The sequence below is a fragment of the Streptomyces sp. NPDC030799 genome (assembly GCF_055572255.1).
On record NZ_JBVIDS010000006.1, the window covers coordinates 132,355 to 146,040 of the forward strand.

13 protein-coding genes and 1 pseudogene are annotated in these 13,686 nt (G+C 69.8%); 4 read left to right on the forward strand and 10 right to left on the reverse strand.

The window, feature by feature from the left end; all coding sequences use genetic code 11:
- Nucleotides 1-60 precede the first annotated feature (60 nt).
- The gene (locus tag ACZ41I_RS16740) at nucleotides 61-1,167 is read left to right on the forward strand and encodes a C40 family peptidase (protein WP_468514466.1); all 1,107 of its coding nucleotides are present in this window, start codon (nucleotides 61-63) and stop codon (nucleotides 1,165-1,167) included.
- A 112-nt stretch (nucleotides 1,168-1,279) separates the two neighbouring features.
- The gene (locus tag ACZ41I_RS16745) at nucleotides 1,280-1,615 is read left to right on the forward strand and encodes a hypothetical protein (protein ID WP_468514467.1); all 336 of its coding nucleotides are present in this window, start codon (nucleotides 1,280-1,282) and stop codon (nucleotides 1,613-1,615) included.
- Between the two features lie 125 nt (nucleotides 1,616-1,740).
- Here the strand turns inward: ACZ41I_RS16745 and ACZ41I_RS16750 are convergent.
- The 9 genes and pseudogenes from ACZ41I_RS16750 to ACZ41I_RS16790 form a co-directional block, all read right to left on the reverse strand.
- Nucleotides 1,741-2,097 (reverse strand): annotated as a pseudogene (locus ACZ41I_RS16750) (tyrosine-type recombinase/integrase); the annotation flags it as partial.
- Between the two features lie 583 nt (nucleotides 2,098-2,680).
- Nucleotides 2,681-3,166, reverse strand: a complete 486-nt coding sequence (locus ACZ41I_RS16755) for a hypothetical protein (RefSeq protein ID WP_399764545.1) — start codon at nucleotides 3,164-3,166, stop codon at nucleotides 2,681-2,683.
- Nucleotides 3,163-3,798, reverse strand: a complete 636-nt coding sequence (locus tag ACZ41I_RS16760) for a hypothetical protein (protein WP_468514468.1) — start codon at nucleotides 3,796-3,798, stop codon at nucleotides 3,163-3,165. Before ACZ41I_RS16760 ends, ACZ41I_RS16755 begins: the two co-directional genes overlap by 4 nt.
- A gap of 351 nt (nucleotides 3,799-4,149) precedes the next feature.
- Nucleotides 4,150-4,431, reverse strand: a complete 282-nt coding sequence (locus ACZ41I_RS16765) for a hypothetical protein (RefSeq protein WP_468514469.1) — start codon at nucleotides 4,429-4,431, stop codon at nucleotides 4,150-4,152.
- Between the two features lie 233 nt (nucleotides 4,432-4,664).
- Nucleotides 4,665-5,918 carry a styrene monooxygenase/indole monooxygenase family protein gene (locus ACZ41I_RS16770; protein ID WP_468514470.1) on the reverse strand — a complete coding sequence of 418 codons (1,254 nt, stop codon included), beginning with the start codon at nucleotides 5,916-5,918 and terminating at the stop codon, nucleotides 4,665-4,667.
- A 14-nt stretch (nucleotides 5,919-5,932) separates the two neighbouring features.
- Nucleotides 5,933-6,580 (reverse strand): GTP-binding protein, encoded by a 648-nt coding sequence (locus ACZ41I_RS16775; protein ID WP_468319307.1) that lies wholly within the window; start codon nucleotides 6,578-6,580, stop codon nucleotides 5,933-5,935.
- Entirely contained in the window at nucleotides 6,561-6,971 is a 411-nt protein-coding gene (locus ACZ41I_RS16780) for a DUF742 domain-containing protein (RefSeq protein WP_363214427.1), read from the reverse strand. Before ACZ41I_RS16780 ends, ACZ41I_RS16775 begins: the two co-directional genes overlap by 20 nt.
- Nucleotides 6,968-7,465, reverse strand: a complete 498-nt coding sequence (locus ACZ41I_RS16785) for a roadblock/LC7 domain-containing protein (protein WP_363214428.1) — start codon at nucleotides 7,463-7,465, stop codon at nucleotides 6,968-6,970. Before ACZ41I_RS16785 ends, ACZ41I_RS16780 begins: the two co-directional genes overlap by 4 nt.
- Nucleotides 7,462-10,818 carry a sensor histidine kinase gene (locus ACZ41I_RS16790; RefSeq protein WP_468514471.1) on the reverse strand — a complete coding sequence of 1,119 codons (3,357 nt, stop codon included), beginning with the start codon at nucleotides 10,816-10,818 and terminating at the stop codon, nucleotides 7,462-7,464. The genes ACZ41I_RS16785 and ACZ41I_RS16790 overlap by 4 nt, the downstream gene beginning before the upstream one ends.
- A 384-nt stretch (nucleotides 10,819-11,202) precedes the next feature.
- Between ACZ41I_RS16790 and ACZ41I_RS16795 the strand changes: the two genes are divergently transcribed.
- Nucleotides 11,203-11,991, forward strand: coding sequence for a protein phosphatase 2C domain-containing protein (locus ACZ41I_RS16795; protein ID WP_363214430.1), 789 nt, complete (start codon nucleotides 11,203-11,205; stop codon nucleotides 11,989-11,991).
- A gap of 33 nt (nucleotides 11,992-12,024) precedes the next feature.
- Here the strand turns inward: ACZ41I_RS16795 and ACZ41I_RS16800 are convergent, their stop codons facing one another.
- Complete coding sequence (locus ACZ41I_RS16800; RefSeq protein ID WP_363214431.1) at nucleotides 12,025-12,516, reverse strand: MarR family winged helix-turn-helix transcriptional regulator; 492 nt, start codon at nucleotides 12,514-12,516, stop codon at nucleotides 12,025-12,027.
- A 238-nt stretch (nucleotides 12,517-12,754) separates the two neighbouring features.
- Between ACZ41I_RS16800 and ACZ41I_RS16805 the strand changes: the two genes are divergently transcribed.
- The gene (locus ACZ41I_RS16805) at nucleotides 12,755-13,597 is read left to right on the forward strand and encodes a lysozyme (RefSeq protein ID WP_468319312.1); all 843 of its coding nucleotides are present in this window, start codon (nucleotides 12,755-12,757) and stop codon (nucleotides 13,595-13,597) included.
- Nucleotides 13,598-13,686: the final 89 nt, after the last annotated feature.

The window sequence follows — 13,686 nt, forward strand, 5'->3', positions numbered from 1 at the left end:
GATGATCCCGGTGCGACGAGCGGCGGACAGTCCGCCCTCACCGGCACCGGAGGTGAAGACGTGTCAGGAACGCTCTTGCGCCTGGCCTGTACGGCAACGGTGGCGGCCCAGGCCGTCCTCACACCCGCACCCGCTCCGGCCGCCCCCGACCCGCAACAGCGTTCCGTCGCCGCACTGCTGACCGACCTGCAGCAGCTGTACCGGCAGACCGAACAGGCCACCGAGACCTACGACGCCACCGCGGAGAAGCTGAAGCGGCAGCGCGCCGAGGTGTCCCGGCTCGACGACGAACTGACACGCGCCCGCCTCGCCCTGGAGGACAGCCGGACCGACGCCGGGCGGCTGGCCCGGCAGCAGTACCAGAGCAGCGACGGTCTCGGCCCGTACGTCCGCCTGCTCCTCGCCCGCGATCCGCAGCACGCGCTGGACGAGGGTCATGTCATCGGCGAGCTGGCGCGCGAGCGGGCCCGCACGGTGAGCCGGCTGACCGCCGCCGAGAAGCGGAAGGACGCCCTGGCCCGGGCGGCCCGCAAGGCCCTCGACACCCAGCTCGCCCTGGCCGGCGAGCAGCAGAAGCAGCGCGACGGCATCCGGTCCAGGCTGGGCGAGGTGGAACGCCTGCTGGCCTCCCTCACACCGGCCCAGCTGACCGCGATCGCCGGGCTGGAACAGCAGGGCGTCACCGAGGCCCAGCAGAAGCTCAGCACCGCCGGCTCCCTTCCCGACGACCGCTCCGCCTCCCCCGAGGGTGACCGAGCGGTCCGCTACGCCATGGCCCAGCTCGGCAAGCCCTACCAGTGGGGCGCGCAGGGGCCTTCGGCGTACGACTGCTCGGGCCTCACCTCCGACGCCTGGTCCCACGCGGGCACCCCGATCCCCCGCACCAGCCAGGAGCAGTGGAAGCGGCTGAGGAAGGTCCCGCTGCGCGATCTTCGGCCGGGCGACCTGGTCGTGTACTTCCCCGAGGCGACCCACGTGGCGATGTACGTGGGAAACGGCAACGTCGTACAGGCACCGAGACCGGGAGAGCGCATCAAGGTCTCCCCGATGGCGTCCTACCCGATCCTCGGCGCCGTCCGCCCCGATGCCGGCGCACTGGAAGGCGACCCCGTCGGCGTCAGCGGGTCGCCTCGACGCTGTCGGCAGGCGCCCAGTGCAGTATGTTGAACGCGTTCAAATCTGGAGCTCGGGCACGGGGGTGGAGATGGCGACAGAGAGAGGACCTGCCGGCAGACTTGGGTACATCCTGGGGCGAATGGGGCGGTGTGCGCTTACATACGTGCTCCTCCACACCGCAGCGTGGGTGGCCGTCTCGCAGACCGTCTGGTGGAAAGAGACCTTCCTGGAGGTCATGACGCTGGGGATGGGCTTGCTGCTGATCATCGGTGTTCCCACCCTCTTCATCGCCATTTTCGCGGTCTGGGTCCACAGCCGGATGGAAACGGTCCGGTTCCGCGTGCTGCTTGCCCTTCCGCTGGTCGTCTGTGCTTGTCCCCTCCTTGCGAGCAGCGCCGCCGAACCTCTGGCGTTCCAGGTCATGGCTCAGATCGCATTCGCGGCACTGATCCCTACGCCGTTCTTCCCCCCGGGGTGGCTCGAAGAGACCACGCGGTGAATCATGCGGCCTTCGCACTCGTGGTTCGCATCGAGAGAGCTTGGAGCCAGGGGACCCCGACGACCCCGGCACAGCCGGGGCCGTCTGTGGGCCGTCCGCCTGTCAGGCTCCGGCCACCGAGGCCAGGTAGGCCGCCGTCTTCTCGGCATGAGGTGCGCGTAGATCCGTGGCGTCAGGGCGGCGTTGCTGTGCCCGAGGCACTCACTGACCGCCTTGATGTTCTCCCCTCCGTCCAGGAGCGCGGACGCGTAGAAGTGCCTCAGCGCGTGCATTCCGTGCTCGCGTGCCGCCGCGTAACCGGCCGCCTTGGTCTGCGGCTTCGGGATGACGCCGGCCGCGACGAGCGCGGGCTTCCACGCCTCCTCGTTCAGGGAGGTACGCCACACATGGTTGCCCCCAGGCGCCATGAAGATGAGCCGCCGGGTCACCTTCGGCCCGTCCGGTGTCTTCCAGGGCAGCGTGATCTCGACCTGGGGGATGCGGGGCTTGCCCTGGAGGTGGCCCAGGACGTGGACACATCAGGCCTGTCGCCGGAGCGGCAGTCGCGTTTCTTGCTTGACGTGGCGCGAACACACGCGCAGCGGTGACACGTCGGCGAGGCCACAGCCGCGATCTTGGAGGCGGAGGCTTTGGCGCCCGAGCAAATCCAGGACCACCACCTTGCCCGCGAGGTCACCCTTACTCATAGCGGCCGTGAGCGTCTTGGGGACGCTTGCCGGCGGCGGACTGACGGCAGCAGTTACGTTCCGGTCGGAACGGCGCAAGGATGCAGCCCAGTCAGGGCAGCCGGAGGCTCGGCGCAGAGGGTGCAACTTGAGGGGCCCGTCGATTCGTGGTTCCGGATCCGCGATCGCTTGGATGACCGCCTCGACGCCTTCGTAGCAGCAGCTCGCAGCGCTATGGGCGATCTGCTTCGCGCGAGTGGACCTGAGCGGTAGGCAGCGGCAGCTCAGCCGGGGCGGACGACCCCACCGGCCGGGCCGTCCCTGGGCCGTCCGAGGCCGCTCGGCGTCGATTATTGACGACTACTACTGCAACTGATCTGTGGTCCCGAATGAGGTCGGTTCATAGGGTGTCGATCTCCCAAGCGACGACGCCTGTCGCTCCCTTGGTGCCTTCGACATCGATGCGCACCGGCTGGTGCACGGTGATCCTCTGCTGGACCACGGACTGATCGCACGGCACCTTGTTCTTGGTGCCGACGCTCGCGGGTGTCAGGGTCAGCCGTGCAGTGCCGGTTCCGGCGCATGCCAGCTTGAGCCTGTAGGTCCTACCCTGCCCCAGGGAGGGCTCGGTGTGGATGCCGTCCGTCACCCGCTCCGCGCCGGATTCGACCAGCTTGCCGTTGTGTACGGCAGCGAGGGCAGCCTGCGCCTTGGCAGTGAGCTTCTTGTCTGCCGCCTCGGTTGTGGTCTGCGAAGCGCTCACGGTACTCGGCGTATTTGTTGCGCTGCCAGCTTTGTCGCCACTGGAGGTGCACGCGGTAAGGACAAGAGCTGTCGCCGCGACGACGGACCCGGTGAACCAGAGCCGCGTGCTCGGATAGGTCATGAGGAGGTTTCCCAATACTTCCAACCGGTCTCGGACGTGGGCAGGATGGCCGATCCGTGGCCGATCTCGACGCCGCCACAGTCGCGGCCGCTGCCGGAACGGTATCTCTTCCATGTCACCTTGTAGCCCCACGAACCGTACTGGAGATGGCCGTACTTGTTGCTCGAGATCGAGTGGGAGTAGGTGTGTCCCGTCGTCACGGTCACACTGCCACCAATCTTGTAGGTGATGCTTGCCTTCGCTTTGAAGATGACGCCACTGGCCTCGAAGTCACCACTGCCGGACACATCGGCCGAGATGGTCCCGCCCTTGGTGACGGAAACCGAGATGGAACCACCCGGACCGTCCTTGTACTTGGTTCCGTTCCACCAAGAACCGATGTGGTAGGCCTGCTTCGAGGTGATGCTGTACCACGTGGACGGTGTGTCGCACAGGGCCGGCGTGTTGTCCTCGACCGGCTGGTCGGTACCGTCTTCCCAGCCCTGTCTGTCGTTCACGTCTGTGGTCTGATTGGCTGATATCTCGGCGTTGTCTGACGGTACGTCCTCGGCAGCCGCCGTGCCGGCAGTGACGAAGCACAGCAGCAGCGCAGTGGCAGCGCCGGTCGTAGCGCGCCGTGAACCGATGCCCATGTGACAGCCTCTCGGTGGACCGCCCCCGTGGCGATCAAGCACCTGGACACTATTCACCCGACATGTCCCCGACAATTGAAATGTCACGGCTCTCAGGAGAACTTGAGCCTGCACCGCCTTCCACAGCTATTTCCAGTCAGAAAGGCAAAATCGTGATGGGGCGCATGACCCCCGGTAATCCTCCAGCTCAGCCGGCGAGCGGTTGAAACGGGGTGACGGACTCGCACTCCTGGCTAGGGGCAAAGGGCTTCTCTCATCGGACTGCAGCACGCACGCGGGCTGAGTGTCCCGCAGTATGACGACGCGGAGGGACCAGTGACCCGAGCCTCAGCCCAAGCAGTTCCGCCAATCTCAGTCGTTCGCGGACAGCTCTCGACGCATCAAGTCTCGGTAGTCGTAGTGGCGCTTCTGAAATTCCATGGCTTCTTCCATGGTCATGCCTTCCTTGGCTACATAGACCTCAGCAGCGGCAGTCTGCGCTGTGTGCGCCTGTTCCCTCAGGAACGCCAACAGGTCATCGGCCGTGGCCCCTGGATGCAGCTCTAGCCATGTCGCGGCCAACTGGTGGCAGTACGTATGCATCATGGCTTGCTTGTGCGCCAAGAAGTCATGCGTGGCGTTGCGGTTAGGCATGGGTCAAGCATGTCGTGTCTGGCGCACCCGCGTGGCTCTTTTCGCAACCAGGTGCTCCAACTGCACAGGAGCCATCGGCAGCCACCACGTCCATGCTTCGCACCGACGATGCTGAACGCCTGCGGCCCCAGATGGCACCTGTCCATCCGGGGCCGTCTGTGGGCCGTCCGAGGGCGGCCGACGTCGGCCAACAACGACAGACGACGACGGCCGAACCCCCGGTCAGAGACCCGTCATGCTCCGGCCACCGAGGCCAGATAAGCAGCCGTCTTCTCCGGCTCGTAGAAGAAGTTCTCGAAGTCGGCCGGATCGTTGAACGCGTTGGCGAACCGGTCGGCCACCGGCTGCAGCTGTCCCGCCGCGCCTATCAGGTTCAGGGTGTGCTCCGGCGGCGGCATGAGCATCGCGTTCGTCCACTTGGTGACGTGCTGGGCCGTGGCCCAGTACCGGTCGAACGTGGCCTGCATCCACTCCTCGTCGAACGGCTTGTCCCCGTGCTCCAGGATCGAGGCGAGGTACGCGGCCGCGCACTTGGCGGCGGAGTTGGAGCCCTGGCCGGTGATCGGGTCGTTGGCCACGACGACGTCCGCGACGCCCAGGACCAGGCCGCCGCCGGGCAGCCGGCCGATGGGGTTGCGCACGGTCGGGGCGTAGCGGCCGGCCAGCGTGCCGCCCGCGTCGGTCAGTTCGACCTTCGTGGCCCGCGCGTACTCCCACGGAGTGAACCTCTCCATGAGTTCCAGGGTCAGGGAGAGGTGCTCGGCCGGGTCCTTGACGCCGTTGAAGACGTCGAGCGGGCCGCCGGGTATGCCCTCCCAGAAGAGGATGTCGGCCGCTCCGGAGGTGGTGAACGTCGGCATGATGAACAGCTCGCCGACGCCGGGGACGAGGTTGCAGCGGACGGCGTGGTAGTCCGGGTGCTCGGGGCGCGGGCCCAGCCCGTGGACGTACGCCACCGCCAGTGCCCGCTGCGGCTCGCTGTACGGGGAGCGCGCGGCGTCACGGCCGAACATCTGGACCAGCTCGCCCTTGCCGGCGGCGATCAGGACGAGGTCGTACGTACGGGAGAAGTAGTCGAGGTCGCCGACCGCCGCGCCATGGATGACCAGCTGGCCGCCGCGCTGCGCGAAGGTCTCCATCCAGCCGGCCATCTTCACCCGCTGGTCGACCGACTGCGCGTACCCGTCGAGCTTGCCCACCCAGTCGATGGCCCGCTGCGTGGGGCCCGGGTCGTGCGAGCCGGGGGCCGCGACCGAGACGCCGATACCTTCGATCTTCGGGGCCTGGGACTCCCAGAAGTTCAGCTGGAGATCGCGCTCGTGCTGCAGGGCCGTGTCGAACATGCACTGCGTCGACATGACCCGGCCGGTGCGGATCTCGTCCGCGGTCCGGTTCGACATCAGGGTGACCTCGTAGCCGTGCGACTGCAGGCCGAGGGCGAGCTGGAGGCCGGACTGGCCGGCTCCGACGACGAGTATCTTCCGCATGCGGGGGTGTTCTCCTACTCGGGGGTGACGTCCAGGGCGTGGCCCACGAGGGCCAGGAGAGTCTCGATCACCGAGATCCTCCGCCGCGCATCCATGATCATTACAGGTATGTGCGCGGGGACCGTCAACGCTTCTCGCACGTCCTCCGGTTCGAAGCGCTCGCTGCCGTCGAAGTGGTTGACCGCGACCACGTACGGCATCCCGCAGCTCTCGAAGTAGTCCAGCGCCGGGAAACAGTCCTTGAGCCGGCGGGTGTCGGCCATGACGACCGCGCCGATCGCGCCGCGCACCAGGTCGTCCCACATGAACCAGAACCGCTGCTGGCCCGGCGTGCCGAACAGATAGAGCACCAGGTCGTCGTCGAGCGTGATGCGGCCGAAGTCCATGGCCACGGTGGTGGTCAGCTTGCCGGGGGTCGCGGTGAGGTCGTCGGTCTCCTCACTGGCCTCGGTCATCAGCGCCTCGGTCTGCAGGGGCGTGATCTCCGAGACGGAGGTGACCAGGGTGGTCTTGCCGACCCCGAAGCCTCCCGCCACGACTATCTTTGTGGCGATGGGGGCGCGGGTGCGGTCCGTCTGCCAGGACTTCAGGTCCTCGTCCGGATCGGCGTATCCGGCGGCGAGGGGGGCGACGCCGGTGGCGTCAGAGACGGCGGAGTCCACTCAGCACCCTTTCCAGCAGCGCGCGGTCCGGGCGGCCGGTGCCGTGACCGGTTCCGGTGCCGTACACACGGATCTTTCCCTGGTCCGCGAGATCGCTCAGGAGCACGCGGACCACGCCGAGCGGCATCTTCAGCAGCGCGGCGATCTCGGCCACCGTGCGCATACGGCGGCACAGTTCGACGATGGCCCGCATCTCCGGCATGACCCGGGTGGTGACGGAACCAGTCGTCAGTTCCTTGCGCTCCTCGGGAGCCTCCAGCGCGGCCACGAACGTCTCCACGAGGAGGACGTGGCCGAAGCGGGTACGGCCGCCGGTGAGCGAGTAGGGGCGGACGCGGGCGGGTTTGCGGTCGCCGCCGCGCATGGGCAGCTTCTTGGCCGTGCCGCTCATCGGGCGCTCCCCGCCGATTCGGCCTCCAGGGACTTGCGCAACTCGCTGCGGAGTTCGGGGGTGAGGACGTGGCCGGCGCGGCCGACGAACAGCGCCATGTGGTACGCGACCACGCTCATGTCGCACTCGGCGGAGCCGTGCACACCGAGCAGCGAGCCGTCGCTGATCGACATCACGAACAGGCTGCCCTCCTCCATCGCGATCATCGTGTGCTTGACCCCGCCGAACGCCATGAGCTTCGCGGCGCCGACGGTGAGGCTGCCGATGCCGGAGACGATGGTGGCGAGGTCGGCGGAGGAGCCGCGGGGGCCCTTCGCCGGGAGGGCCCGGCGGGACTGCTCGGTGTGACCGGGGTCGGACGAGAGGAGCAGCAGGCCGTCGGAGGAGACCACGGCGACCGACTGGATGCCGGGGACTTCCTCGACCAGGTTGGTCAGCAGCCAGTGCAGGTTGCGGGCTTCACTGCTCAGTCCGTACGTACTGGGCGCGGTCAACTGCTTGCCTCCTCGGCTGTGCCCCCCGTGGCTTCTGTGGCTTCTTCGGCTTGTGCGATTTCTGCTTCTACGGCGCGGTAGCCGGCCTGGGCGCCGCTGCGGAAGCCGCCGAGCCTCCTGCGGAGGGCTTCGGCGTCGACGGTTCCGGTCCGGCGGCGCGGGGCCTGGGCCGGTGCGGTGATCTTGGGGGTGCGCTTGGGGAGGCCCTTGGCGGTGACCGCCTCGGCTTCGCCTTCGGCGGGGCTTTCGTTCCCATCCGCACCATCCGAGCGGCTCTCGTCGTCGGGTGCGGGTGGCCCCTGCGGGACGTGTCCGCCGTCGGCGGCCGGCGGGTCCGTGAACCGTGCCTGCGGCGCATCGGTGCGGTCGGCCGTGGGCTCCGTCGTGAGGTCCGGGAGGAGCAGCTCCATCGTCGTCTCGGCGTACGTCTCCGCCGGGGCCTTCGGGCGGGTCTCCGCGGTCTGCGCACCCGCGTCGGCCTGCTCATGGACCGCCTGCACCGCGTCCTCGGCGCGCCCGGCGCGGGTGTCCCCCGCCGTCGGCTCGGAGCGATCGCCGAAGGCCGCCCGCACCGCGTCCTGGGCCGATCCGCCGAAGGCGGCACCGTCCGCCTCGGCGACCGAACCGCCGAAGACACCCTCGGTCGCCTCGGCCGCCTCATCCCCCGGTCCCCCGGAGCCGCCCTCTCCGACCGAGCCCCCGGCAACACCGGAACCAGACACGTCCTCTGCGGCCGGCCCAGGGAACGCGAGTACGTCCTCCGCCGACCCACCGGAGACGAACGCACCCTCCTCCACCGACCCGGCGGAGACAGAGGCACCCTCCGCCGCCGTATCCCCAGAGGCGGGCCGCCCCTCCCCGCACCCACCGGAGACGGCCTCCTCCCCACCGGAAGCAGACACGTCCTCTGCGGCCGGCCCAGGGAACGCGAGTACGTCCTCCGCCGACCCACCGGAGACGAACGCACCCTCCTCCACCGACCCGGCGGAGACAGAAGCTCCCTCCGCCGCCGAACCGCCGGAAACAGGAGCACCCTCCGCCGAACCGCCGGAGGCAGACGCGCCCTCCTCCGCCGAACCGCCGGAGGCAGTCGCCCCCCGGACAGCTCGTTCTGCCAGGGCGACCAGTGGGTCGGGGTCCTTGGGGCGGGTGGGGAGGACGTTGGAGTTGACCTCGGCGTCGGCGCCGGGGAGGGAGAAGGTGCCCGTGGTGCTCAGGGACGAGGTCTGCGGGGGCAGGGCGGTCGGGGGTGCCTCGGTGAGGAGGGTGGACGGGAGGACGACGACCGCCGCGATGCCGCCCTGCTTCTGCTCGCGCAGCTGCACACGCACCCCGTGCCGGTGGGCGAGGCGGGCGACGACGTACAGGCCGAGGCCGAGGCCGGCTTCGCCCTCGTTGTCGTAGGGGGACTCGGGGTCGAAGTCGGTCAGACGGGTGTTGAGGTGGTCGAGGCGCTCGGGCGCCATGCCGATTCCCTCGTCCTGGACCGAGAGCATCACCTCGCCGCTCTCCAGGAGCCACCCGGAGATCTCCACCGGCAGCTCCGGCGGGGAGGACGACGTGGCGTTCTCCATCAGCTCGGCCAGCAGGTGGGAGAGGTCGTCGGCCGCGAAGCCCGCCACATGGGCGTGCGGGGGCAGGGCGGCGATACGGACGCGTTCATAGCGTTCGATCTCGCTGACACCCGCCCGGACCACGTCGACCAGCGGAACCGGGCCGTGGTGCTGCTGCACGTGCTCGGCACCGGCGAGGACCAGCAGGTTCTCGCTGTGGCGGCGCATGACCGTGGCGAAGTGGTCCAGCTTGAAGAGGGTCGCGAGCCGCTCCGGGTCCTGTTCGCGGTCCTCCAGGCCCTCGATCACCGCGAGCTGGCGTTCCACCAGCCCGAGGGTGCGCAGCGAGAGGTTCACGAACGTGCCGCCGATGCTGGTGCGCAGCCGATCCAGCCGGGCCACGGCGTCGGTGAGTTCGGCGCGCAGTTCCTCGCGGGCGTCGGCCATCTTCTGGCGCTGGCCGACCAGGTGTTTGCGGTCGGCCTCCAGGGTGGCGATCCGCTCGCCCGCGGCGACAGCCTGCTCGCGCAGGGCCACCGCGTGCGCGTGCAGGGCGTTGACCGAGCGGACGACCTGGGCGAACTCGTCGTTGCGGCCGGTGAAGGCGATCGGTTCCTGGGTGGTCGGGTCGTCCGATTCCGCGAGCCGGGCCGAGCCGCGGCGCAGCACCGACAGGGGGCGGGTGAGGGTACGGGCCATGGCCGTGGCGATGCCGACCGCGGCCAGCATCAGCGCGCCGAGGACGGCGATGCGGATCTCCAGGGCGGTGACGTCGTCGTCCCGGAGCTGCGCCAGGTCCTTGGTGCGGTGGTCGTAGAGGGCCGATTCCGCGCCGCGCATCAGGTCGACGCGGGCGGACAGGGCCGCGTCCAGCTTCTTGGTGCTGGTGGTCAGCTCGCTGTCGGCCAGCGTCGGCTGGTCGGTGAGCGTGGCGAGGTACTTCTCGGCCGAGTTGACGTCGGAGCCGGTGACCGTGGAGTCGTAGGAGTCGACGGCCGCCTTGGGGGCGGTCGCACGGAAGTCGGCGAGGGCCGCGTCGGCGCGCAGCCGGGCCTGCTGGGCGGCGGCGGTCAGCTGGTCGCGCTGCTTCCGGTCGGCCGCGGAGGCGGTGGAGGTCGTGGTGGGCAGGCCGGTGACCGGGTTGATCACGGTGCGGGTGCCGGACGGCACGTTCAGCGCGGCCAGCAGCAGGCCGCGGGCGGCGGCGGACTGCTGGACGGCGGTGTCCAGTCCGGCGAGCGCATGGGCGCCGGAGCCGGCCCGCGGGGGCGTCTGCTCGGCCAGCTGCTCGGCGAGCCGGTGCAGCGCGGCGATGGTCTCCGAGTACGCCTGGTGGGTCTGGAGGGCCGAGGTCTTGCCGGTGAGGGCGGCCCGGCGGACGGCGTCGATGCCGTCGAGGTCGCCGCGCAGGCTCGCCGGGGTGTCGGTGTCGGCACGCAGCTCCTCGACCTGCCGGTCGACGCGGGCGCTGCGGTCCTCGGACGGGGCCTTGGCCTTGGGGCGGCCCGCCGCGATGTAGGAGGTGACCTCGTCGCGCTCGTCGGCGAGGGAGTTCGCGAGGGCGAGGGCGTCCTGGGTGCGGGCGGCCAGCGTCACCAGGTCCTGGGAGTCGCTGACGTCCTGCGAGGCGGTGAGCAGGGAGGGCGCACCGGCTCCCGCGACGGCGGCGGCCACCACGGCGACGGCGACGATGAGCCGGGTGCGCACATGGGTGGGGCGGCCGGTGCCCGCGGGGGTCTGCTGGGCGGTCCCCGTGGGAGCCGTCTGCCTGCCTGTGCGCCGAGGCCGCTTTTTCTGCACCGGTGCTCGCAATCCTGAACTCGTCTACCCAAGGCACCGGGTGGCGCCCCGTCATCTCGGTGCCAAGTGGTTCGTACACCCGGTTCGTACGGTTCCCGACCCTCCCAGCGCCGGTGGGCGGTGGTCGCGCATCACCTGACCCGCCACCCGAAGGAGTGAACATCGGAGGAGAGTTGACGGGCAAGTTCCCGTGGCGCGTGCGGTGCCCTTGTACGGCACGCCGGTTGGACGCACGCCGCAGGCTTTGGCAGTATTCGCCGCCACGCCTTCCCGGAGCCGCTCATTCCCGCCCAAAACAGGCGGCTGACCTGCGGGGTCGGGTCAATTCGGCGGAGCTTGCCAGCCTTTGGCGCATCCTGTGAAGGGGTCGTGCAGACTGGCTGGATGCGAACCGATCTCGTTTCGGAACCCGGCGACGTGAACCGACCCAACGAGGACTTCGCCGGTGCCGGACTACCCGCCTCCGGACAGGGAGGTTGCGTGATCGTCCTGGACGGGGTGACCCCGCCGAGAGGCGGGACGGGGTGTCTGCATTCCGTCCCCTGGTTCACCGCGCGGCTCGGCGGCGCGCTGACCGAACTGACCGTTTCGAGCAGAGATCTGACACTGCCGGAGGTTCTCTCCCGGGCGATCGGCCGCACGGCCGGGGCCCACGCGGACACTTGTGAGCTTTCTCACCCACGGACCCCCCAGGCAACCGTCGCCCTGGCCCGCTGGTCCGCCGACACGGTCGAGTACCTGGTGCTGTCCGATGCGGCGCTGCTGCTCCAGGGGCCCGACGGGACGGTCACCCCGGTCCTGGACGACCGTCTCGCCCGGATCCCGCGCTCCCGGCTCGCCACGGACGCCCTGGTGGACGCCACCCTGCGCAACAAGGAGGGCGGATTCTTCACGGCCGCCGCCGACCCGTCGGTGGCCGCACGCGCGGTCGCCGGCAGCCTGCCCCGCCGCGAGGTCCGCGCCCTGGCCGCGCTGACGGACGGCGCGACCCGCTGGACGGAGAAGTTCCACGAGGGCGACTGGGCGGCCCTGTTCGACGTGGTCGCGAAGGAGGGCGCCCGGTCGCTGGTGGACCGGGTGCGGGATCTGGAGACGGCGGACCGGGAGGAGCGGGCGTTTTTGGGGCGGAGCAAGACGCACGACGACGCGACGGTCGTGTACGTGGAGCTGTGACCCCGGTCGAGGGCTGACCCCGGTCGAGGGCTCCTACTTCTCCATGACGCCGTTCAACTGGTGGAGCAGCCGGGCCAGTTCCGCGACCTCGCGGCGGTCCCAGTGGGCGAGCTGGCTGACGTACCGGGCGCGGCGCGCCTCGCGGACCTTGCCGACCCGGCCGCGCCCCTCGTCGGTCAGGGTGACGAGCCAGGCACGGCCGTCGGCGGGGTCGGGCTCGCGGGCGATCAGGCCCAGCTCCTCCAGGGCGCGCAGCTGGCGGGACATGGTGGCCTTGCCGACGCCGATGTAGGCGGCGAGTTCCGTGGCCCGCTGCCCGCCGTACTCGTCCAGGCGGATGAGCAGGCCGTACGCGGAGGACTCCAGGTCGGGATGGACCTCTCGGGCCATCTCTCCCTGGTTGGCCCGCGCTCGCCGCAGCAGCACGGTCAACTCCCGTTCCAGCGCCAGGAATTCCTGGTCCGCGCCGGCGGGCGTCGCCTTGTGGGCGCCGCGCTGTGCGTCGCCGTTTCCGTCCTCGTGCACGTCAGCACCCCTGCTCGGTTTCCCGGTCCTGAAAGTTTCTGCCAAAAGTCGTCATTGCCGCAGCTCCGTAAGTATTTCGCAGGCGTAGACCAACGGCAGCGTCCGGACCCCCTTCCCACGCCGTCATCTACGTGCGTAGCTTCTTTATCAGGCAATCAATGGCATGCCCACGCCAGTGCGGCCACTCGGTTCACGGTCACCGCCTCGTTCCCCCCACCCCACATCCCGGAGGCACGTCATGCCCGTGCACAGACCCGGCTCCGACCGCTCCGCCCGCTCCCTGCGCCCGCGCCCCCTCGCCGTCCTCGTCACGGCCCTGCTCGCGGCGCTCTCCCTCACCCTGCCCCTCACCTCCGCCCACGCCGCGACCACCCCCAGCCGCGGCTCCGCCCGCATGGGCATGGGCGTCCTCGCCCACGACGGCCGAAACGGCACCCCCGCCCCGGGTGCCGTCACCCAGACCGAGGGCGTGGACGTCTCCGCCCACCAGGGCAACGTCGCCTGGTCGACCCTGTGGGGCAGCGGGGTGCGCTGGGCGTACACCAAGGCGACGGAGGGCACGTATTACACGAACCCGTACTTCGCCCAGCAGTACAACGGCTCGTACAACGTGGGCATGATCCGCGCCGCCTATCACTTCGCGACCCCGGACACCACCGGCGGCGCCACCCAGGCGAGCTACTTCGTCGGTCACGGTGGCGGCTGGTCGCGCGACGGCAAGACCCTGCCCGGCACGCTCGACATCGAGTGGAACCCCTACGGGGCGGCCTGCTACGGCAAGACCGCGAGCCAGATGGTCAGCTGGATCGCCGACTTCATCAACACCTACCACTCGCTCACCGGCCGCTACCCGGTGATCTACACGGCCACCAGCTGGTGGACCCAGTGCACCGGCAACTACGGCGGCTTCGCCGCGAACAACCCGCTGTGGATCGCCCGCTACGCCTCGGACCCGGGGACACTGCCGGCCGGCTGGTCGTACTACACGATGTGGCAGTACACCTCCTCCGGCCCGACGGTCGGCGACCACGACAAATTCAACGGCGCTCTGGACCGGGTACAGGCCCTGGCCAACGGCTGATGCTCCTGTGGTGGCCCCTGCCCGCCCGGCAGGGGCCGCTTCCGTTGCGTTGGTGCTCTCCGCCGCCCGGGATCATGCTGGTCAGGGAG